General features: G+C 43.6%; 19 protein-coding genes. 7 read left to right on the forward strand and 12 right to left on the reverse strand.

Going from position 1 to position 22,002, the window contains the following annotated elements; all coding sequences use genetic code 11:
- Positions 1-183, reverse strand: a 183-nt coding sequence (locus tag JMW94_RS14855) for a hypothetical protein (protein ID WP_227685433.1), incomplete at its 3' end; no start/stop codon positions are given.
- A 747-nt stretch (positions 184-930) separates the two neighbouring features.
- Positions 931-3,864 carry a valine--tRNA ligase gene (locus tag JMW94_RS05820; protein WP_201602823.1) on the reverse strand — a complete coding sequence of 978 codons (2,934 nt, stop codon included), beginning with the start codon at positions 3,862-3,864 and terminating at the stop codon, positions 931-933.
- A gap of 317 nt (positions 3,865-4,181) precedes the next feature.
- On the opposite strand from JMW94_RS05820, the gene JMW94_RS05825 reads away from it, so the two are divergent.
- The gene (locus tag JMW94_RS05825; RefSeq protein WP_201602826.1) at positions 4,182-5,285 is read left to right on the forward strand and encodes a formate/nitrite transporter family protein; all 1,104 of its coding nucleotides are present in this window, start codon (positions 4,182-4,184) and stop codon (positions 5,283-5,285) included.
- Between the two features lie 101 nt (positions 5,286-5,386).
- On the opposite strand, the gene JMW94_RS05830 is transcribed toward JMW94_RS05825, so the two are convergent.
- From JMW94_RS05830 to JMW94_RS05855, 6 genes are all read right to left on the reverse strand, one after another.
- Positions 5,387-6,310, reverse strand: a complete 924-nt coding sequence (locus JMW94_RS05830) for a bile acid:sodium symporter family protein (RefSeq protein ID WP_045443973.1) — start codon at positions 6,308-6,310, stop codon at positions 5,387-5,389.
- Positions 6,311-7,012: 702 nt separating this feature from the next.
- Positions 7,013-7,483: a YbjQ family protein gene (locus JMW94_RS05835; protein ID WP_193009056.1), complete on the reverse strand. Its 471-nt coding sequence runs from the start codon at positions 7,481-7,483 to the stop codon at positions 7,013-7,015.
- A gap of 60 nt (positions 7,484-7,543) precedes the next feature.
- Positions 7,544-7,993: a YbjQ family protein gene (locus JMW94_RS05840; protein WP_193009057.1), complete on the reverse strand. Its 450-nt coding sequence runs from the start codon at positions 7,991-7,993 to the stop codon at positions 7,544-7,546.
- A gap of 85 nt (positions 7,994-8,078) precedes the next feature.
- A complete protein-coding gene (locus tag JMW94_RS05845; RefSeq protein ID WP_055124803.1) occupies positions 8,079-8,636 on the reverse strand; it encodes a YecA family protein in 558 nt (185 codons plus the stop codon).
- A 283-nt stretch (positions 8,637-8,919) separates the two neighbouring features.
- A complete protein-coding gene (locus JMW94_RS05850) occupies positions 8,920-9,156 on the reverse strand; it encodes a PA3496 family putative envelope integrity protein (RefSeq protein ID WP_045443968.1) in 237 nt (78 codons plus the stop codon).
- Positions 9,157-9,340: 184 nt separating this feature from the next.
- Positions 9,341-10,807 (reverse strand): hypothetical protein, encoded by a 1,467-nt coding sequence (locus JMW94_RS05855; RefSeq protein ID WP_201602829.1) that lies wholly within the window; start codon positions 10,805-10,807, stop codon positions 9,341-9,343.
- Between the two features lie 494 nt (positions 10,808-11,301).
- On the opposite strand from JMW94_RS05855, the gene serB reads away from it, so the two are divergent.
- From serB to hemJ, 6 genes are all read left to right on the forward strand, one after another.
- Positions 11,302-12,492, forward strand: coding sequence for a phosphoserine phosphatase SerB (gene serB / locus JMW94_RS05860; RefSeq protein WP_201602832.1), 1,191 nt, complete (start codon positions 11,302-11,304; stop codon positions 12,490-12,492).
- Between the two features lie 176 nt (positions 12,493-12,668).
- Positions 12,669-13,664 (forward strand): DUF368 domain-containing protein, encoded by a 996-nt coding sequence (locus JMW94_RS05865; protein ID WP_201602835.1) that lies wholly within the window; start codon positions 12,669-12,671, stop codon positions 13,662-13,664.
- Positions 13,665-13,903: 239 nt separating this feature from the next.
- Positions 13,904-14,305, forward strand: coding sequence for an AciT family ciprofloxacin tolerance protein (aciT, locus tag JMW94_RS05870; RefSeq protein WP_227685434.1), 402 nt, complete (start codon positions 13,904-13,906; stop codon positions 14,303-14,305).
- Positions 14,306-14,707: 402 nt separating this feature from the next.
- The gene (locus JMW94_RS05875) at positions 14,708-15,214 is read left to right on the forward strand and encodes an SCP2 sterol-binding domain-containing protein (RefSeq protein WP_201602853.1); all 507 of its coding nucleotides are present in this window, start codon (positions 14,708-14,710) and stop codon (positions 15,212-15,214) included.
- Positions 15,215-15,549: 335 nt separating this feature from the next.
- On the forward strand, positions 15,550-16,611 hold the full coding sequence (gene bioB, locus JMW94_RS05880; protein ID WP_413786187.1) for a biotin synthase BioB: 1,062 nt from the start codon (positions 15,550-15,552) through the stop codon (positions 16,609-16,611).
- Between the two features lie 89 nt (positions 16,612-16,700).
- Positions 16,701-17,135, forward strand: coding sequence for a protoporphyrinogen oxidase HemJ (hemJ, locus tag JMW94_RS05885; RefSeq protein WP_201602859.1), 435 nt, complete (start codon positions 16,701-16,703; stop codon positions 17,133-17,135).
- A 115-nt stretch (positions 17,136-17,250) separates the two neighbouring features.
- On the opposite strand, the gene JMW94_RS05890 is transcribed toward hemJ, so the two are convergent.
- The 4 genes from JMW94_RS05890 to JMW94_RS05905 form a co-directional block, all read right to left on the reverse strand.
- On the reverse strand, positions 17,251-18,021 hold the full coding sequence (locus JMW94_RS05890; RefSeq protein WP_055124810.1) for a hypothetical protein: 771 nt from the start codon (positions 18,019-18,021) through the stop codon (positions 17,251-17,253).
- Between the two features lie 348 nt (positions 18,022-18,369).
- Positions 18,370-18,861, reverse strand: coding sequence for a hypothetical protein (locus tag JMW94_RS05895; RefSeq protein ID WP_055124811.1), 492 nt, complete (start codon positions 18,859-18,861; stop codon positions 18,370-18,372).
- A gap of 77 nt (positions 18,862-18,938) precedes the next feature.
- Complete coding sequence (gene rph / locus JMW94_RS05900; protein WP_045443953.1) at positions 18,939-19,655, reverse strand: ribonuclease PH; 717 nt, start codon at positions 19,653-19,655, stop codon at positions 18,939-18,941.
- A 241-nt stretch (positions 19,656-19,896) separates the two neighbouring features.
- Entirely contained in the window at positions 19,897-21,621 is a 1,725-nt protein-coding gene (locus JMW94_RS05905; RefSeq protein ID WP_413786188.1) for an AMP-binding protein, read from the reverse strand.
- Positions 21,622-22,002 lie beyond the last annotated feature (381 nt).

The following is a 22,002-nucleotide window of genomic DNA, read 5'->3' on the forward strand; positions in this document are numbered from 1 at the left end:
ACCTACAAACTGTACAGAAACACCCAGTCTAAGCAGAGCCCCCCCATCTGGATAATATATGTATATTAAAATAAAAGGTATTGTAAATCCTATCAAGCTCAACCAAAAAAAATTTAAGTCGAAAAATAACCATTTTATATATTTTTTAATATAATATTTTGATTTAAATATTTTTTTATTCATATATTTCCAAAAATTAAACAACCTTTAAAATCAGTCTAATTAAAGTAAATTGAAATGTTAATCTAACTTTACTCCAAATCAATTATCTAGCAAAACTAATAAATAATAATACGATTTCAAAATTTACATTAGATTGCTTGCATAAAATATTACTAGTCATCGCACCTCAGCTAGCAGAAGTCAATGAACTGGTAGTTTTGCAAGAGTTAAATTCTTTATTACCAAAAAGATAAATTTTAAGATAGTATTTCTAAGCCTTTTATTTTCTTATATATAAACACGACTAATATACATACTATATCCTAAATAAAAAACATTACTTATCACACTCTTAATTCTTATCCCGACTACAAATATCAGTGCAGCTTACCCAAAATTAAAACGGATATATTTGATATACACAGAACTTAGCAAATCGCCTTATGCACATCAAGATATTATTAGAGTCGAGGAAGTACTACAATGCTTTCAACTGCTACATCTGCGCTGTCATGGTGGTTTACTAAACTTCTAGCTCAGTCAATTTCGTCTTCTCTGCCTCGACTACTTCCGTAGGTACTTTATTAGCGATAATTTTTGCAGCTTATATATATTCGAGTTCATACTAAATAGACTGTAAATAATAGCACACGAATATTGAGTTTTTTTCAAGCTTAAGAATTAATTAGTTGACTAATTAGTAGGCAATAAAAAACGCCATCACAATTGTGACAGCATTCTTTACTACTATAGATATTTATGCTTTAGTTACAACGCTTTCAACTGCTCCATCTGCGCCGTCATTGCGGTCAACTGCCCTTCTAGCTCAGCCAGTTTTGCTTTCTCTGCTTCTACCACTTCCGCAGGTGCTTTACTGACAAAGCCTTCATTGCCTAGCTTGCGGGCGATACCTTCAGATTGACCTTTCAACTTATCATATGACTTACCCAAACGTGCCAGCTCAGCCGTTGGATCGATCAGACCTTTCATCGGTACGAGTACGCGTAACTGACCGACCATGCTTGATGATGATAATGGTACTTCATCGCCTTCTTTTAGAATGGTTAAGCTATCGACTTTGGCAAGCGCTTTAAACTGATTGGCGATACGTGATAGACGCTCGTCTTCTGCTAGCGAGATATTTTGTAGCAGCACTGGCAAACGTACGGCGTTGCCCAACTTCATCTCACCACGGATATTACGGACGCTAGCGATTAGCTCCTGTAGCCACGCCATATCCGCCTCAACTTGCTCACTGATTTGTGCCTCATCCGTTTTTGGATAGTCAGCGACGACGATGCTGTCCGTGTTTTTGCGACCTAGCAGTGGCGCAACCGTCTGCCAGATTTGCTCGGTCAGATATGGCATGATTGGATGGCTAAAGCGTAGCGCCGTCTCTAGCACGTGCAGCAGTACATAGCGGATTTGCGCTTTGCGTTCATCCGATACCGAGTCATCATTTAGACTGGCTTTGGCAAGCTCAACATACCAATCACAGTACTCATTCCAGATAAACTCATAGATATCTTGGCTGACCATATCGAGACGATACTGAGCGAAATGCTGATGAATATGGGCAACGGTAGAGTTCAGACGACTCATGATCCATTTTTCTGGCAATTCCCATACCTCAGGGTTTGCCGCTTGGTCGATAGGCTTTGCATTGCCCTCGCTATCGACACAGTTCATGAGTACAAAACGGCTGGCGTTCCAGATTTTATTACAGAAGTTACGATAGCCCTCTACACGCTTGAGATCAAAGTTGATATCGCGACCCGTACTGGCAAGGGATGTAAAAGTAAAGCGCAGTGCATCTGTACCAAAGGCTGGGATACCTTCTGGGAACTCTTTACGCGTTTGCTTTTCGATTTTAGCCGCGTCTTTTGGATTCATCATATTGCTGGTGCGTTTTTCTACCAGCGCTTCTAGATCAATACCGTCGATTAAGTCAATCGGATCTAAGACGTTACCTTTCGATTTTGACATTTTTTGACCATTGCCATCACGCACCAGACCATGCACATAGACGGTCTTAAATGGTACTTGCGGCGTGCCATCTTCGTTTTTCACGAAGTGCATGGTCATCATGATCATGCGAGCAACCCAAAAGAAGATAATGTCAAAACCTGTCACCAACACGCTGGTTGGGTGGAAGGTGTCCATCACGCGTGGATCGGCGTTGACGTCTGCCCAGTCAAGCGTACTAAACGTCCACAGACCTGAGCTGAACCACGTATCGAGTACGTCATCATCTTGGCGCAAGATCACGTCATCGCTGAGACTGTATTTAGTACGGACTTCGGCTTCGTCACGGGCGACATAGATTTCACCCGTCGCATCGTCATACCATGCAGGGATACGATGTCCCCACCACAGCTGACGACTGATACACCAGTCTTGCAGATCCGTCATCCACGACATATACATGTTTTTGTACTGTGCAGGGACGAACTCGATGCTGCCGTCTTCTACCGCGTCAATCGCAGGCTTGGCAAGCTCTTTAACTGCGACATACCACTGATCGGTCAACCACGGCTCAACGATCGTACCGCCACGCTCAGCACGCGGGGCTTTGAGTGCGTAGTCTTCGATATCTTCTAGCCAGCCTTGCTCGCCTGCTTGCGCTACAAGGAACTTACGAGCGGCAAAACGCTCAAGTCCTGCATACTCGCTAGGTGTGGTTTCTAATTCTGGCTCACGCGTTTGCAAGTCAGGATAAACTTCCATCGCTGGCAAAATATTGGCGCGCTCATCGAGGATATTAATCAATGGCAAGCTATGACGACGACCCAACTCATAATCGTTGAAATCGTGCGCTGGGGTGATTTTTACGCAGCCCGTACCGAAGTCTTTTTCGACATAATCATCAGCGACGATAGGCACGACGCGACCAGTGATTGGCAAGGTAATGGTTTTGCCGACTAAATGTGCATAACGCTCATCGCTAGGATTGACCGCGACAGCCGTATCACCAAGCAATGTCTCAGGACGCGTGGTGGCTACGACCAGATAGTTTTTACCATCTTGGGTCAGCAGCTCTGTGTCCGTGAAATGATAGCGGAAATGCCACAAGCTGCCTTTTTCGTCGTGGTTTTCTACTTCTAGGTCAGACAATGCTGTTTGGAATTTAGGATCCCAATTGACTAAACGCTTACCACGATAGATAAGGCCATCATCGAACAGGCGAACGAACACTTCTTTTACCGCATTGGACAGACCATCATCCATGGTAAAGCGCTCACGCGACCAATCAACCGAGCTGCCCAAACGGCGAATTTGGCTGGTGATATTGCCGCCCGACTCTTCCTTCCACTCCCACACTTTATCGACGAAGTCTTCACGCGTCATATCACGGCGCTTAATACCTTGCGCCTCCAAACGACGCTCAACGACCATTTGGGTCGCGATACCGGCATGATCCGTACCCGGTTGCCACAGCGTATTGTCACCATCCATGCGGTGATAACGCGTGAGCGCATCCATAATCGCATTGTTAAAGCCATGACCCATGTGCAGCGAGCCTGTGACGTTCGGCGGTGGTAGTGCGATAGAAAATGACTTTTCTTTGTCAAACGTCGGCTTAAAATAGCCGCTTTCTTCCCAGCCTTGATACATGCCTGCTTCGACTTCCGCAGGATTGTACGCATTCTCTAACTGGCTTAAGGCCGCTTGAATAGATGTAGTGAGGTTGTGGTTACTCATAATGGCATTATCTTTTATTGATTGAATGTGATTAAAGCGAATATAAAAATTAGGAAAATCATGAATAGAGTGATTTTAACGCAGATGACCAGATTTTGTTAGATGCTAAGGCAATTTATCAGACTTGCAGAGTGGCATTGCCCCATTAATAAGCGCAAAAGCCCATAAAGACCCTCAATCGAATGAGATTCCAACAAAATAAGTGCTAGTGATGTTATAAAATATGGGTCATGCTATGAGGTATATTCTATAACATCACTAGCATATAAATGGCGTCTTTATCCTAAAATCATGATCTTATAAACAGCGAGCCGACCGTGTCCAAAGATACCGAGCACACCTATAACAATAGCAGCCACTCTCAAGCTGATGAATCTGACGCTAATGAAATAGACGATAAGCGCTTGATTGATGATAGCGCTTACCAACCATCTGTTACTGAAGATAAAGACGTTAGCAAAACTGAGATGCCAGATGATACCGAGGCGACAGAAAGTTTAGAAGACGAAGATTTCTCTGAAGATATGAGCGAAGCAGATAAAGAAACCATCAAAAAAGTCGCCAATGATGACAACTTGAGTCAAGCAAAGAGCTATGCCAGTATCTTGGTTGAGCAAGTGATGGATGCCAAAGAAACCTTTGAGCGTTCGCTTGGCTCGCTGTTTACCAGTGCCTTTACCGCTGGGCTTGAGATTGGCATTAGCTTCTTTATGATTTTATCGGCTTTTGCGCTGTTGAGTGGCGTACTGCCAAGCCAATACGCAATCGTGCTCGCCTCCCTACTTTACCCAATTGGCTTTATCATCGTCGTCATTGGTCAGTCGCTATTATTCACCGAACAGACATCGCTGTTAAGCCTACCTGTGCTTAACAAGATTGAACCGCTGCATAAACTGCTACGCCTTTGGGGCATTGTCATTGCTGGCAACATCGTTGGCGGTTGTTTGTTTGCCGCATTGATGATAGGTTTGGGTTTAAATATGCAGCTGTTTAGCGTGAGCGACATCGACACTTATGCCGAACACATTTTAGGATTTAGGTGGTGGGTCATATTTGGTAGCGCCATCTTAGCAGGTTGGATGATGGGCGTCACTGCGTGGCTTGTGACCTCAGCACGCGACACCCTTAGCCGCATCGTTTTGGTGACGCTTATTACTGGCAGTATTGGTTTTTTAGGATTGCACCACAGTATCGTGGGCAACATTGAGATTTTTTCTGCCTTGCTATACGGCAATACCGTCAGCTTGGGGCGTTATTTACTGTTTTTAGTAGTGATATTGCTGGGCAATACCGTCGGCGGCGTGGTGTTTGTGGCGGTACTCAAAAACCGTACCTTCTTATTTCAAATCGAAAAAGTGAAAGAACAAACGGCTAGTGAACAAGCGGAATCTAAAACCAGTATAAATACCCGCCGACCTTGATTGGTATTGGTTAATGCTAAATGCTAAATGCTATAAATAGATAACTCACCTATTACCCATAACAAGGTTCAATATTTAAACCTGTTATGGGTTTTCAGCATCTACAGCATACGCGCTGCCAACACGCTATCTTCTATTTCAGATTTTCTCAGCTTATCGTGTTGAGCGCTAAATATACGCACCAAAATCCCCGCGCTTAAGAACATCACCAAGGTATAAATGGCTGGCATCATTGACATATCGTAGTTAGATAATAACGTCAATGCCATAAATATCGACAAGGTACTGTTTTGTAGACCGACTTCTAGCGTCACCGAGGTTCTTTGCGCCCAGTTGAGACCGACCCATTTACTACTATAATAACCGAGCGCCATGGTTGAGAGATTTAATAATACCGATACGGGACCAGTAGCGATAAAGGCGTCGACAATGATATCGCGTTGGACATAGCCCAAAAACAGCACTAAAAACGTTAAAAATATCACCCCAAATCGAGACACATAAACTTGTGAGCGATCGGCAACGGTTGGTGCATAGCGTTTAATCAGCATACCGACACTAATAGGCACTATCGTCAGCACCACCAAAGTCAGCATCGTTTTTACTACTGGTAACTCAAACTCACTACCGCTGCCCATAAAATAAATCAATGAAAAGCTCAGCACAATGGGAATGGTAAAGACGGTAATCACGCTCGCAATCGCGGTCATCGTCACCGACAGCGCCACATCGCCTTTGGCTAAATAGGTAAATAAGTTTGAGGTAGTGCCACCCGGACACAATACGAGGAGCATAACCCCGACGGCATACTCTGGGCGTAATGGCATGATATTGGCTAACGCAAAGCCAATGATAGGTAACAGTATCAACTGATTGGTCAAGCCAATGCCGACTGCCTTTGGATATTTTAAAACCCGTTTAAAATCGTTGGTGACGAGGGTCAGACCCATGCCCATCATGATTAAAAACAGACAAATAGGAATGATAACTGAATTGACTAACGTGACTATGGCAAGACCTTCCATAACTACATCCTTGTAGATAAGAGCTGTTTATAGGTTCATTTTATAGATGAATTTTATAGACCGAGTATGCTGATTAAATGACGCCTGATTAGCAATCCTTGCTGAGGCGTGTCCTCATAATCAATAGCCGTTAAACACCGATAATCAATTAAAAAACAGCAAAAAATAAGACATGGTAAAAGCAAGTATATAGGGGTAAAGTCTGCCTTATCTATTTTATTCAACTACTCACCAGTCAGTATCCAAACGTAGGATATCCGCCATATAAAAGTATAGAAAAACTTTAAGGTATACCGTTATTTATATTTTTAGGCTGAGAACGAGCAGATTTGTCGCTAAGAAAGGAATCAATCACACCCGCCACCATCACCACCACTGTCACCACAAGAGTCATTGCTGCTATATCCGCTATGATTACTGTTGTTGATGTCATCTCCAGAAGATGAGCTGGAAGTACGCTTTGAAAGCTTTGTACGACTAGACCAGAGCATCACTTTAAACACACCATAAAACATCAGTAGCCCAAAAACAATCTGTAAAAGTAGCAGGAAGCCCCAGAAGAAAAGTTCAAGCATAATATAGTCGACTCTCTATAATTTCTTGTTAGACATTGATAGCAACGCAAGGATAACTAAGATAAGTGCTTATTTTGGGGATAAGAAAGAACATAAGATTAAGAATATATCTTAAATTGGCAGGACTTTAGTGACGGTCAGTACTGATAACTGCCGTACCATAGGCAATAGCTTCGACCATGCTGCCCAATTGATTGATATTGCTAACTTCTAGACGTAAGCCGTAGATATGGTTATAGCCTTTGGCTTGTGCTTCGGTACGCATACGTACAAGAGCCTCGCGGCGGGCACGGTCGAGTAAGGTCTCGTAAGTGGTCAAGTTTTTGCCAAAAATGCTCAACAGCCTAGCGATAATCATTTTGAAATAATCTTGGGCAATAACCACGCTACCAAGTACCAGCTCACCTTCAGTATTGGCAACAAGTTTCGGCACATAAAAGCGCTCACTTGAGACCATAATATGGCTTAATTCTTGCTCTGCAACGCTTAACTGCGCGAGATGTTGGCGCTCATGACGCGACCCAAAAAACCAACCAGCAGCGAATAGTAAAATAAACGGTGCGTAATTGATAAGCATTTGGGTAAGGGAATTATTCATGGCACGTCTCTTGTCATAAACTTATCAGAAAAAAATATCGATGCTTTAAGATTTGGTTAGCTAACCAAAAGGGTTGAAACGTGGCAAGTCATCGGTCGCTGTCGGTGCAGAATTTTGTAGATTTGGCTGTTGACCAGACTGATGATGATGAGAGTCGCTTGGTGGGGTTTGATAGACTTGCTGCGGCATCGGTATGGCTTTGACAGCGGTGCCATAGACAAACAATTCAGAAGCGCCTTGGGCAATGCTAGAGGTCGAAAACCGCAGACCTACCACGGCATCAGCACCCAAGGCTTCTGCCTTGATGACCATACGATCGATCGCTTCTTGGCGTGACTCTTCTAACAGCTCGGTGTAGGCCGTCAGCTCACCACCAACGATATTTTTTAGCCCAGCAAACAAGTCTTTGCCGACGTGTTTTGAGCGTACTGTACTGCCGTACACCACATCTAAACGCTCGGTGATCTGATAGTTGGGCAAATGCTCAAGATTGGAGAGTTGCACAGTCATAATACGACCTTATCCGTGACGTTATATAGACAGCGTCAACTTGGATATAGACCAAACCACGCTGTCCGTATATTGATAAAAAAGGCTAATCGTTGGTATGGAACAACAAAAATAACTCAGTCAAATTGCCTTCGATGCTATTGGCCATTTGTGCCAGCTTGTCTTCATCTTTACGCATCTCTGCAAGCTCTGGATCTTCATCATCGATACCGCTTAGCAAAATCATTGGTAAGGTCAAGACAGCCACATCTTCAGCCGTTTCTTCATCTTCAAACCAATCGCTGGCTTCATCGCCATACATCGCATCGACAAAGCCAATTGACCAAGCAACGATATCTGATTCATCTGAAAAATCAACGGCCACTTCTTCATCACCCGCATCTTCACCAAACGGTAGCTCAATAGGTGTCTCGTTTTTTAGCTCAGCGATAATAGAATCGCGCCAGCGCTGGATACCGTCGATGACATTTTCTGGGATTTCGCTAACATGGCCTTCAAACAGTGCATCCAGCCAATTCGGTAATGGACGCCCAATAACTGTCGCTGTCAAAAAACCATGCGCGGCGACACTATCAAGCACAAACGGGCTCTCTTGATTGTCCAAATAGTCTAATAATTCATCGAAGCTTAATTGGTTACTCATGATGTAATTGTCCTTGAAAGATAGAGTGCGGAAGTCGCCATAAACGATCGGTTAAGTGCAGAATAGTGGATAATTTGAAGGTAAAAATGGTTTCGGCAAAGCACCCAAACCATCTTTATAAAATAAGAATAACTGCATAGAGCGGGTTGCGAGCAACCGTCAAAAAGTAACGATCGCGATATCATTAGCATTACACTGTCAGCTAATATGCCGTTATTAAAAGGCTTTAGTCGGCTTAAATGACTGAGCACTTTCACATTAGGCTATGACTTAAGTTTAAAAACTAAAGATCGTCATCATCCCAATCATCGCCATCTTCATCGAAATTGTCTATATCGTCTAGATCATCCTTTAGCTCTTTGGCCAAACGCTTTTCTTCTAGCAAATTATCGATCAGTCGACGCTTCTCAAGACTACTTAAGCGCGTACGCACGCTCGTCTCGGCCTCTTCCACCATCTTTGCATCATCATCGTCGACAAAATCATCATCAAAATCGTCGTCAATATCAGCGTCACTCATGACAAACTCCTATCATTTTTAGCAAGGGTATTAAGAATACATTAATATATATATGCCTTATAAAGTCTCTACTTCACGTTGTCAATGCTTTTTATTATTACCGCCCTATTTTTAGGCTATATAAAGATAACGACAGAGACAATATCTCAGACAATTGTATAGTAATCAGCGAATATAAGTAGCATTAAATAGCCGACTCATCTGCGCTTTCAATCATCAATACCGCATTGCGCACATCTGCTAAGCGTTGGATCATCGAATCATTACCACCATCGAACACCGCACATTCACGCTCATAAACCGTGGTTGGGCGCATGATACTCTGTACCTGCACATGGTGGCTGATTTGCTTAAGACCTGCATTGGGTAACAAAATCAGCATTTGCTCTTTTTTGCCGACGCTGTGTAATAATTGTGTCATTGCTTGCGCCTGTGCATCATCGCTGACACCTGCTTTAGCAGGAAGGGCAAAGCGGCTTAGCTCAATGTGCTTGTCATGGATGATTTTGTTGAGCATCAAATACAGCTTGCCCAGCATCACGCCTGCTAACGCCACTTTGGCATGGCTATTGTCCGCCTTTAACAACACACTAGCACCCGTGTCATCGAAACGCGGCTCGTTCATCGCGCTGACACCCAACAACAATGGCTGCTTAAGTAACTCGGTCACCGCTTGGTTTAATAGCTGCGTACATAATGCCAAATAAGGTAAACGCTGAGCCGGTGCCAGACGCTCAAGCATATTGAACTCGTCATGGAATACAATCTGCACTCTCACACTGTCAAATGAGCGGGTAGCAGACAACCGAGAGGCGCTACCAGATTTAGGAGCGCGGCTTATCTCATCTTGGGCAGCACCATTTGCAGTATCATGCTCTGCTCGCTCTTCAGTCGTACTATCGATAGGCTGACTATTAGAGCCAGTGGTATCAGTCGCCGCTTGATTTTGTTGCGTTCTTAAATACTGGTTTACTTCACTATGTACATCCAATTTGTGTGCATTGGTTGGCTGACTGTCCGTTGCACTCTCTACAGAATGCTCCGATGCTTCTCTATCTGTATCCGTGGCACGGCGTTCAAAATCCCGATCATAACTGCGCTGATCGATTTGCATATACTGCTCACGATGCAAATCTTGAATATCGCGGCTGAGCGCGTTAATTTGCTCTTTGGTTGGACGGGCAAGGTAACCATAAACCAGCCAAAGCAACAAATGCAGCAGCATCGTACCGATGACGAACGGCCATTGCATAGCGATAATCTCGCCTTTGCTAATATCTTTTAACGTCAACGACACACTGCCAATCACCGAATCGCCATTGGTAGCAATCTGCCGAATGGTATCACCTTGCTGCATGGGCGCATTGCCAACAGGCACCAAGATGTCGTCGTTATTGTCTTTAATCAATATGCGCGTCACGTCTTGCTCGCTGGTATAGCGATTGGCAATGACACTTAAGCTGACACGGTCTTTATTTTCTAAAGACAACCTTGCTTCATCAATCAGCTGGGCGACCATCTGCTCGCCTTTTAACGCGCGACTTTTGCTCAGCTGTTGATCGGTGCTGATGACCAATAACAACGTCTGCAAACAAAAACTAACCAGAAGAATAATGGCAAACAACCCTTGCCGCGGCGCTAAATACGTCATGATATGGTAAACTTTTTTGGATAAGAGAAATTAAAAAAACAAGGCTATCCCTCATTTTTTGGCGAATTTAAAAAAACTATAATAGTACGCATCTTAATAAGTATGTATTGAACTTAAGTACCATAACCCGACACCTCTGTTGTTGCCTAAAATAACATTTACAACAAGGTTTGGTTACTTAAAAACTGCTGTCTCAAATACTAATACTCAGGATAATCTACGGCACATTTGGTAAGCGGCGACTGAGAGCATTATTGTGGATATCATCATGAATACAGTCCGCTTATCTTATCTACTATATCACCATAATAAGTCTTATAGCGTTAGTAGATTTATAAATTTATCATAATAATCACATTCAATTTCAAATGATTTTTCAATGATTGCTGCCATCTTTAATCGACGGTGATACTTTGCGCGTCATCTATAGGCGCTGCCGAGTAAAGCTGCTATTATTCCCAATCTTATATGAGCATACAAGGGACCATTGAGCCATGCCACACAATACATCTTACTCGTTACCAAAAGACAGCAAAGCATGGCAACAAGCCGTTGACTCTATTGCGTCACTGTTACCAGATAACACGAACTTACAAGATTTTGATGCGCTACAGTCCCTGCCAGTTTTTGCTCTTATTGTTGTGCTACCGACCAAAGTATCGACGCTTGATATCCACCAGTATGTGCAATCGTGGGTCGACGAACAGCCAAGCTGGCATTTGGTCACCGTCGCTGAAGATACTGATGCCAGTTTTATCAATATTACCGTTTCTGATACAGAGCCAACGGCAGCAAACGCACAGCGCTTGCCTTTTACTCAAGCACAAGTGTTCCGCTATTTGTTGGTTCCAGTCACTGATACGCTCATGCATCCTGGCAAAAAGACCGCGGCAGCTCACATCATTGATGATCAGCTGACCACGCGCTTGCGTCACGACTTGACCGAAGCTTATAACGATAGTCATCAAGCGAGTAGTGCTAAACGCTTGGACATTGTCGATTGCCATATTTTATCAGTCGGTCATATGCTACGTACCCACAAGCTTGCCTGCTTTGATATGGATTCCACCTTAATCGAGCAAGAAGTCATCGTTGAGTTAGCAAAAACAGCGGGCATCGGCGAAGAAGTCGAAGCCATTACGGAAGCGGCAATGCGCGGTGAGATGGATTTTGACGAATCTTTTGCACAGCGAGTGGCGTTACTAAAAGGCATCTCGACCGATGTATTAGATGATGTCTGCAATCGTTTGACGCTATCAATGGGTGCTCGCACTACCATCAGTGCATTAAAGGCTTTGGGCTACCATACCGTACTGGTATCAGGCGGCTTTACCTACTTTGCACGCTACATCGCTGAGCAATTAGGCATTGACGAAGTTCACGCCAACGCCCTAGATATCGACGAAGGGGAAGTCACTGGTCACGTACAGTTGCCCATCGTTAATGGTGCCAAAAAAGCGGCTATCGTTGAGCATACTGCGGAGCGCTTAGGCATCGAGATGTCACAAGTGGTCTGTATCGGTGACGGTGCCAATGATTTACCGATGATGGCCATTGCTGACCTAGGCGTCGCCTATCACGCCAAGCCCATTGTGCAAGCACGTGCTGATGCCGCCATCAATGTCACAGGGCTTGAAGGCATATTTTATGCCCTTGGTTATCCAGCACTTGCGCCCACGGAGTAACGACTACACTCGCAATACCATACCATGGAGCTAGATTAGTGTTTTTAACATTAATCTGGCTTTTATGTCTTATTACATTGCTACATTGCGACAGTCAATTTTCGCATCACTGTATTAGCATACTTAGCGGCATCGCATTAACTTTCACTGTGTTTTTAAATAAAAAAGGATTGTCCATGACGGCATCACCATCACCGCGGCAAAATGAGCCGTCAGCGCCACAACCACTGGATAAGAGCAGCACTGCTGCATCCTCCGATAGTCCAAAGCAACTATTTGGGGTTTATATCAGAGGAATGGCCATGGGGGCAGCGGATATCGTACCGGGTGTCTCTGGCGGTACCATTGCGCTGATTGCTGGTATTTACGAGCGCTTGATTAATGCCCTGAGTAGCATCGGCCCCAATCTCTGGCAGATATTTCGACAGAAAGGCGGAATCAAAGGTTTGGTTGCGGTATGGCGACAAGTTGATGCAACTTTTTTGTTGTTTTTGTTATTGGGAATCGCCACCAGTTTTGCTACTTTAGCCGGTATTATCAAACATCTATTGGATAATCAACCGTTATTTATTTGGTCGTTCTTTTTTGGACTGGTTGTCGCAACGGTATTTATATTATTGAGTGAGATTCAGCGTTGGAATATAGGGCGGGCAGCACTATTCGTGACTGGTCTTGTTGCCGCTGTGGTCATTAGCAGCTTACCATTGCTCACGACCACACCAAGCTTGCCTTATTTGTTTTTTGCAGGGGCAGTCGCTATTTGTGCCATGATACTGCCAGGTATATCTGGGTCTTTTATCTTATTACTATTAGGTGCTTATGACGCAGTATTACAAGCCGTACATAGCCTTAACTTTACGATAATCTTCACGGTCATTGCGGGTATGGCAACGGGATTGTTATTATTTACTCGCGCACTTAAATGGTTATTGTCTCGCTACTATCAGGCAACTTTGGCCTTGCTCACAGGTTTTATCGCAGGCTCGCTTGTGAAAGTATGGCCATGGAAAGTAGATGCGTTAGGCGCGCTTAATAGTGACGCGATCAACAACGTGATGCCATGGCAATATCCTACTGGTCCACATTGGCTAACCACTGTAGGACTGATGCTGCTAGGCGCGATTTTAGTCTCACTATTGTCTTGGTGGGGCACTCGTAGCAATCGCGCTTAACCTTACCTTAAACCTGCATCAGTCTCTTTTTAAAACCCAAAAACTCTCCTATATACTCTTAATAATAAGCGCCCATCCTTGCGGCGCTTATGCTTAAACCTTGCCATACAAAACCATCAAAATGTGCTAAAAAACCAAACGTCAACGGTTGTCGCAAAGTCGCTTGTCCCCTCTTTAGCTTTGTTCCCCAAACTTTCATAATGACCCTATTGGAATTCACCTTATGAATAGCGAGATGAATGATGTTACTGACTATATTTTCGGTTATTGGTATAGAAACGTGGAGCACGGCGGCACTGCTTGGTTATAGCTTGCTGGCAGGCTTGATTTTGGCGTTTGCCTTATCCTCACAGCGCTGGCTGCTCTGGTATCTATTTGGTGGTATGGCATATTGGCTAGCAGTTGAGGCGATTCAAAGCATTGTGGCGGGTCGTCCTATGCTATCAGAGCTGTCAGAATGGCACAGCTATATCATCGCCATGGGTATCAGTTGGTTGCCTTTAGCGGGCTGGGTGCTGTATCGGGCACTACGTTACGAGGATGTCAGTCAATCCGTTCAGCAGCAGCGTCAATTGCAAGCGGCACGCTATATCGAGCATACGCCTGTTTATGATGACGACTACCAACCACGCTTCCACTGATAGAGTCGCACTTATATCAACGAGCGACGCTGTTAGGTTGGCTCATTTTCTGTTTGCAGTACTTTCACTTGCCTTTTATATAGCCTGTATTACATTATCTTTATTCGACTGTATCTCGTCCAAAGATTACGATTAACCTGCCATCACATTCGCTCAATCTAGCATAGGTAGTGCGAGCATTCATTTTCGTTGCTATTCTCTTTTCTACTGTCATTTTTATAAATATTAACAACTTGTTTTAATCAAGATGACATCATTGAATGTTACAAGATACTTAACGCTCTCTACGTAACGCCTAAAGAATAGCAACCTCTCTATCGTTTATAATCTAGTTATATATTTGTCACAAAAATTGTTATAAAGTACGCATTATTTTGCGTCTCATTCTTTAGGAGTTCGATTATGTTTACTGTTCCTGTATTAGATATTAAATCTGATCCGTTAGATGTGCTATTGGCTGTGATTGGCTATCGTTTGTCCATGCTTGCTGATAGTGATAACGAAGATGTGAAAGCACTATTTGCTGATCGCAATGTGACGATTGAGCTTGCCAGCACTGAAGCGGATATCGCCCGTTATTTTGTCTTTGATAATGGTAGCTTCAGCCAATACAGTGGTCATGCTGAAAAAGCAGACCTCACCATCAATTTCAAGGATTCGATGACAGGTGTTAAGCTTTTGACCAAAGGCAATCTTCCTGCCTTTATGACTGCTGTACAAGAGGGTAACCTCAGCATCGAAGGCGATTACAGCCTAATGATGTGGTTCAATAAACTTGCTAAGCATATCGTGCCAGCTGTTCCAGAAGAATGTAAACCTTATATCCAAAAAGCCAAGCCTTATGCTTATAAAGCACAAAAACTTGCCAACCATTGGATTGGGGTTGCTAAGCACAAACTTGGCAAATAATGACGTAAATAGATCGACGTAAATGAAGAAAACAGATCACGATTATTTAGCGCTCAGTTACTTTACTCTTTCGCAGTGCTCTGATTTTCTAAAAAGGTTGCGGTATACTATATCGCAGCCTTTTTTATTATCTAAAATTTTATGGCTTTACACACAACTCTTTTAACCACTATTCTCTTCAAAATAATTGTTTCAAAAACTATTATAAAAGGAATTATATGATGGCAGGATTACTTAACATCTCAGAGCCTAATGCCAGTAGCCCCACTGACACGTTCAATAATAAAAATAACAGCCACAGCGGCTTGAATAATGACTTTTTAAACAACTTAGCAATGGATGCCACCACAGCCAGCCAACAAATGGCCCATAAGCATAACCGCGAAGAAATCGCCAAACTGTTTGATTTGCCTTTAATGGATTTGTTGTTGCAAGCGCAAACGATACATCGGGCGCACTTCACTGCCAATGAAGTACAAATCAGTACTTTGTTGTCGATCAAAACAGGTAACTGCCCCGAAGATTGTGGCTATTGCTCACAGTCAGGTCACCACCGCGACACGACTAAATTACAAGCAGAGAAGCGCATAGAGGTCGATAAAGTTGTTGCTGCGGCCAAACGTGCCAAAGCCAGTGGCTCGTCACGCTTTTGTATGGGTGCAGCATGGAAACATCCAAGCGCCAAAGACATGCCCTATGTGGTTGAGCTGATTAAAGAAGTCAAGGCCTTGGGACTTGAAACCTGTATGACCCTTGGTATGCTAGATACCAATCAAGCGACTCAACTGGCGGATGCTGGATTAGACTACTATAATCATAACCTAGATACCTCTCGCAGTTATTATGAGCAAGTTGTCAGCACACGCAGCTATGACGAACGCTTAGATACGATAGACAATGTGCGCAACTCAGGTATCAATGTCTGTAGTGGCAATATCGTCGGTATGGGTGAAAGCCGTGACGACCGTATCGATTGGGTACATGAGCTGCTAAAAATGCCCAAAGCACCAGAGTCAATTCCGGTCAACTTGCTTGTGCCCATTAAAGGCACACCAATTGGCGACAAAGTATTGGCAGAAGGTCAACTGTCAGTGATTGAATGGATTCGTACTATTGCCGTAGCACGTATTTGCTGCCCGACCAGCTATGTGCGTTTGTCTGCTGGCCGCGAAAGCTTGTCCGACTCTGAACAAGCCTTGGCCTTTATGGCAGGTGCCAACTCATTCTTTTATGGCGATAAACTGCTGACTACTGGCAATGCAAGCCAATCAGGCGATGACAGACTCATGCGTGAGCTTGGTCTAACAAAGCAATTTGCCGCGCCAAGAGCACCCAAAGTATTGCCAGTGATGGATGCGATGAGTGGTCATCAATCGCAAGTGGTGATGGCAGAGTAGCGTTTTTTATCGCTACCATTATTGGATAATCTGAGCTAAGCTTGCCGACATTATTGATGATAAAATATTAAATCGTAAGAGAGAATGTGATGGCAGATTATTTCAATTGGATTAAAGCGGCACATATTATATCGATGGTCTGCTGGTTTGCGGCGATATTTTATTTGCCACGCTTATTTGTCTATCATGCGATGAGTGACGACAGAATCAGCCACGAACGCTTTGCTATTATGGAGCGCAAGCTCTATCGCGGTATTATGACGCCGTCGATGATAGCAACATGGATCTTCGGTCTATGGATGTTGGGGCTAGGTTGGGAGGTGTATAAAACCCAAGGCTGGTTACACGTCAAGCTATTATTAGTGGTGCTACTCTCTGGCTATCACGGTGCTTGTGGCTTTTATCGTAAAAAGCTAATGGATAATCCGCATTATAAGACGCATAAATTTTGGCGCTGGTTTAACGAAGTACCAGTGTTTGCATTGGTCATTATCGTCATCTTAGTAGTAGTAAAGCCCTTCTAAAATCCAGTAAATATGCTCATAACTGATTTTTAGATCTGAACACCTCTAAACTAAAAGCGTCCGTTACTTATTAAAGTAACGGACGCTTTTTTCAGGACATCATAAATATGACACCTTAAACACTAGGGCGCATGATTTGATAGACATTACTCAAATCATAAACACGGTAACGCGCAGGTTCGCGGCGGTTTTCGCCCGCATAGCTGAGGATCAGCGCTTGCTTTGCGCGCTCATCAACCCAACCGACAAACAGTCCACTATGCTCGACGCCATTATAGCCATGATTGATATAATAGAGCCAATCCCCAACTTCAATCTCGCCGCTATTGGCATAAGGACCTTGACCATAAGTACCTTTATGAATGGTATCGCGTGTCACCCCAGCGCGTTTAAACACGGCATTCAGATAGTCCCAGCAGCCACCTTGAATGATCGCGCGCTCGTTCAACGCCATCTTGCGTGCGGTGCTAACGACTTCACGGGCGGCCAAACTACTCTGCATCTCCGCACTGCTCAGTAACGGTAAATACTCGCTATCGACATTATCATAATTACCCGATAAAAAAGCGGGCATCACTGCTGGTGCTTGACGCGCTACTTCAGGATAACGATAGGATGTCTGAATCACTGGTGGAGTACTGGCAGAATTTGAGCGATAAGTTCCTGCACGTTGAATGGTAGAACGCGTGCTGACTTTCGCGGAGGGCACCGCTGAGTATGATGGTGTATAGCGAGCACTAAAATCAGATTGCACAGATTTTTGGGCGATCAGAGCACTCATACTATCGGCATGGGCCTGACCTACTAGGCCAACGGTAAATAATAAAAGACTGCACGACGCGGTAACCGACGACGACATAGACAATGACACAGGCAAACGCGACATGACCAACTCCTTGTCAATAAAATATAAATGACAACATAAACCATAATAATAGGATGTTCTAATCTTACTTATAAACCATTTAGACATGACGCTGCAAGCATTATTCGGCTCAAATAGCCGATAAAAGGTATAAAAACACAGACTAATGGTTAGATAAGAGGAGCACGTAGAAGAACGATGGAGAGCTGGCGCTAAATAAAAAAGAAATAAAATAAGCAGTTTTAGATTAAATACTGCGTAGATAGAGTACTGAGCAGATAAAATATTATCTGAGATAGAAGATTGCTGAGAGAAAGCCACTTAGGTTTTTTATAGCCCAATCCAGTAAGTAATAAGCTAAGAAATAAGCTAATCGTTACTCATCTTGATATTCACATGGCGCTTGCCCAATGCTTGACCTTGCAAAATAGCTTTGGCAGCGGTTGCCTCTTGGATACTATCAAAGCCGCTAATATGGTATTTGCGTATATCATCACAATCAACAATCTGTAATTGCTCACCAATAAGCATGACTTTATCACCGTCGGTCAACTGAATATGCTGACGCTTACCTTGATTGTCATGCACCAGCTCACCCGCATGCAGCCACAAGATGCCGCTGCTGATGACACCAGCCATGGCTTTTTTCTGTTGTTGGCGTTTTCGATTAAAGATAAAACTACCAATAATCAGTAGCGCCAATGCCCCTATAGCCAAGCGCTCAGGCAGCAGACTCATTGCCAAAGCAACCGCCACTGCTCCTATTAATAATGCTGAGCCAAACCAAAACATGCCATCTTCAGTCGTTTTGGGCTGATCTTGTAGCGTGATTTTGGCACCATCGTCTGTCAGCTTGAGCATGCTTGACTACCTGTTACAGAGTAATAAGAAAGTAAGAATTTAATGAAAATACGATGAGCAAGTAGTCATCAATAGGACTACCAACCCAAGGCTGTTTTTTGCATGGCAATCAACTCAGCGATGCCTTTTTCGGCAAGAATCAGCATATCGTCGGCTTGAGCGCGGGTAAATGGCTTTTCTTCCGCTGTTCCTTGTAGCTCAATAAATTCGCCTTTTTGGGTCATAACCACATTCAAATCGGTATCACAGCTGGCATCTTCTTCGTAGTTTAGATCTAGATACGCTTTGCCGTCTTTCATACCAACAGAGACCGCAGCGACCAAACCAATCAGTGGATCTGCCTTGAGTTTTTTGCTTTTTTGGATACTCTCTAATGCATCGATAAGCGCAATAGCAGCCCCTGTCACACTAGCAGTACGAGTACCGCCATCGGCTTGCAAAACATCACAATCAAGATAAATGGTATTTTCACCCAGCTTACTCAAGTCAATCATCGCTCGTAAGCTACGACCAATCAAACGCTGGATTTCTTGGGTACGACCTGATTGTTTACCGCGTGCCGCTTCACGTTGGTTACGGGTATTGGTCGCGCGTGGCAACATACCATATTCAGCAGTGATCCAGCCTTTGCCTTTACCTTTCAACCAGCGAGGTACGCCAGACTCGACGCTAGCAGTACATAGTACTTTGGTATCACCAAAGCTGACTAACACTGACCCTTCGGCATGCTTAGTATAATGGCGCTCAAAGCTGATCGAGCGAAGTTGGTCAAGCTCACGATTGTCAATACGCATAAAAATCCCTAGTACAATGTTTTAAAGGCGGTGTCATAAAATGGGGTGTCTGTCATTATGTGGCTAACCATCATTTATCTAGCAAACTATTAATAAGCTAAAATAAATAATGATTGGATGCCATATCAGACGTAAATATTGAGATATCCTAACGTGGCAGCGGCGCAATAGCAAGATTCGTTCGAGCTATTGCGCCGCTACTTGAGCCAGTCATTGGCTTAACAAAGAAATAGCACCAACTTTATTCTAACCCTTCCATCTTACGCAATTCTTTACGCAGGATTTTACCCACGTTTGATTTTGGTAATTCATCGACGAACTGTATGTGACGCGGACGCTTGTAACCCGTCAGTTGCTTTTTGCCAAAATCAAGCAACTCTTGCTCGGTCACATCGCCTTTTTTGACCACAAACAACTTTGGCTCTTCACCGCGGTCATCGTTTGGAATACCGATAGCGCCGCATTCTACCACAGCTGGATGCTCGCTCATGGCTTCTTCAATTTCGTTAGGATAAACGTTAAAACCAGAGACCAAAATCATGTCTTTTTTGCGATCAACGATTTTGATAAAACCTTTTTCGTCCATGATACCGATATCGCCAGTTTTCAGAAAGCCATTGGCAGTGAACGTTTCAGCTGTTTCTTCTGGACGATTTTGATAACCTATCATCACCTGCGGGCCTTTGACACAAATCTCGCCGCGATCACCCAATGCGACTTCATTTTCATCATCATCGATTAGTATTATATCGGTGCTAGAGGCAGGAATACCAATTTTACCCGTGAATTCAGCAATGGTCATCGGGTTAAAAGCAGCCACTGGTGAGGTTTCTGACAAACCATAACCTTCCACGATAGGCAGACCAGTGATTTTATGCCACTCTTTTGCCACGCTTGGCAAGACAGACATACCGCCACCGATAGACGCTTTTAGGTTAGAGAAATCTAAGTCTGCAAAGCCGTCTTTGTGTACTAGACCGTTGAACAAAGTATTCACCGCAGGGATAAAGGCGGGTTTGTATTTGGCCATCTCTTTAATCAAACCATCAAGATCACGAGGGTTTGGGATAAGCAAGCCTGCATAACCTCGGTACATGCCATACATGCCGCAGACCATAAATGAGAATACATGATATAGCGGTAGTGCCGTCAGGATGACATCATTGGCATCAACATCATCATCAAATGCACTGTCCATCAATGCACTAATCTGTAGCATATTGGCAACTAAGTTACCGTGGGACAGCATTGCACCTTTGGCAACCCCTGTCGTACCGCCAGTATATTGCAATAATGCCACGTCGCTTAAATTCAAATCAGGGCGTTTATATTTGCTGGCTGATACTGCATTCAAAGCGTGCTTAAAACTCACGCTGTTTGGCAGACTATAAGCCGGAATCATTTTTTTGACATGGCGCGCAACGAGGTTAACGACGGCTCCTTTCACTGTTCCTAGCATATCGCCAATCTTACAAACGATGACATGCTCAACCTGACCTTTGTCTTCCGCCTCTTGATAAGTGTTCGCAAAGTTCTCAACGATGAATAAAGCTTTGGTGCCACTATCATGCAGCTGATGCGATAACTCTCGGCTGGTATATAAAGGGTTGACGTTGACCAACACCATACCTGCACGGATGATCCCCAGAGCAACCACTGGATATTGCAGGAGGTTGGGCATCATCACCCCAACTTTATCACCTGTTACCAAGCCTAATGATTGTAAATAACTGGCAATTTGGCGACTGTATAAATCCAATTCCTTAAAGCTGATCGATGCACCCATACAAATATAGGCCTTTTTTTTCCCATAACGGCTAAAGTTACGCTCAAACACATCAAGTAAAGAGGTATTGTCATCAGGCATATCGATAGTCGCATCAATGCCATAACGCTCATAAGTTTTCAACCATGGGCTGTCACTATCTATCGTCGGCATAGTAGGAAATACGCTGTCTTTATTCATTGCAGCGTTATCGTTTGTGGTCTCTTTATTGATACTGTCGGTCATAATTTTCCCTAAATGTTACCGTTAAAAACGTAGAATAATCTAATGAAAACACCATTATTTTTTGTGATTGATCAATGACAGCAGAAGCTTGTGAATAAAAAACGTGGTAACAAAAAAGGTTTGTCATTCACAAGCTTTGTCAATCAAAGCGCAACGTTAAGTCCTTAATAAATAGCACAATAACTCGGCATTGCCGAATTAAAAACCCCTTTATCCCTGATAGTTTTATCAGAGATATAGCGCAAAACTAACGTCATCTCGTCGATAAATAGACAAATATGTCGGTAAGCACTATAGCAGTTTTGCTAAAAATTCTCTATCTCTACCTGACTGGGT

The sequence above is a fragment of the Psychrobacter immobilis genome, assembly GCF_904846185.1.
GTDB lineage: Bacteria > Pseudomonadota > Gammaproteobacteria > Pseudomonadales > Moraxellaceae > Psychrobacter > Psychrobacter immobilis_B.

Excerpts from the sequence above, each read along its gene's own strand:
- JMW94_RS05820 (WP_201602823.1), bottom strand. The coding sequence starts at position 3,864 with ATGAGTAACCACAACCTCACTACATCTATTCAAGCGGCCTTAAGCCAG.
- JMW94_RS05830 (WP_045443973.1), bottom strand. The coding sequence starts at position 6,310 with ATGGAAGGTCTTGCCATAGTCACGTTAGTCAATTCAGTTATCATTCCT.
- JMW94_RS05835 (WP_193009056.1), bottom strand. The coding sequence starts at position 7,483 with ATGAATAATTCCCTTACCCAAATGCTTATCAATTACGCACCGTTTATT.
- JMW94_RS05840 (WP_193009057.1), bottom strand. The coding sequence starts at position 7,993 with ATGACTGTGCAACTCTCCAATCTTGAGCATTTGCCCAACTATCAGATC.
- JMW94_RS05845 (WP_055124803.1), bottom strand. The coding sequence starts at position 8,636 with ATGAGTAACCAATTAAGCTTCGATGAATTATTAGACTATTTGGACAAT.
- JMW94_RS05850 (WP_045443968.1), bottom strand. The coding sequence starts at position 9,156 with ATGAGTGACGCTGATATTGACGACGATTTTGATGATGATTTTGTCGAC.
- JMW94_RS05855 (WP_201602829.1), bottom strand. The coding sequence starts at position 10,807 with ATGACGTATTTAGCGCCGCGGCAAGGGTTGTTTGCCATTATTCTTCTG.
- serB (WP_201602832.1), top strand. The coding sequence starts at position 11,302 with ATGCCACACAATACATCTTACTCGTTACCAAAAGACAGCAAAGCATGG.
- JMW94_RS05865 (WP_201602835.1), top strand. The coding sequence starts at position 12,669 with ATGACGGCATCACCATCACCGCGGCAAAATGAGCCGTCAGCGCCACAA.
- aciT (WP_227685434.1), top strand. The coding sequence starts at position 13,904 with ATGATGTTACTGACTATATTTTCGGTTATTGGTATAGAAACGTGGAGC.
- JMW94_RS05875 (WP_201602853.1), top strand. The coding sequence starts at position 14,708 with ATGTTTACTGTTCCTGTATTAGATATTAAATCTGATCCGTTAGATGTG.
- bioB (WP_413786187.1), top strand. The coding sequence starts at position 15,550 with ATGGATGCCACCACAGCCAGCCAACAAATGGCCCATAAGCATAACCGC.
- hemJ (WP_201602859.1), top strand. The coding sequence starts at position 16,701 with ATGGCAGATTATTTCAATTGGATTAAAGCGGCACATATTATATCGATG.
- JMW94_RS05890 (WP_055124810.1), bottom strand. The coding sequence starts at position 18,021 with ATGTCGCGTTTGCCTGTGTCATTGTCTATGTCGTCGTCGGTTACCGCG.
- JMW94_RS05895 (WP_055124811.1), bottom strand. The coding sequence starts at position 18,861 with ATGCTCAAGCTGACAGACGATGGTGCCAAAATCACGCTACAAGATCAG.
- rph (WP_045443953.1), bottom strand. The coding sequence starts at position 19,655 with ATGCGTATTGACAATCGTGAGCTTGACCAACTTCGCTCGATCAGCTTT.
- JMW94_RS05905 (WP_413786188.1), bottom strand. The coding sequence starts at position 21,621 with ATGAATAAAGACAGCGTATTTCCTACTATGCCGACGATAGATAGTGAC.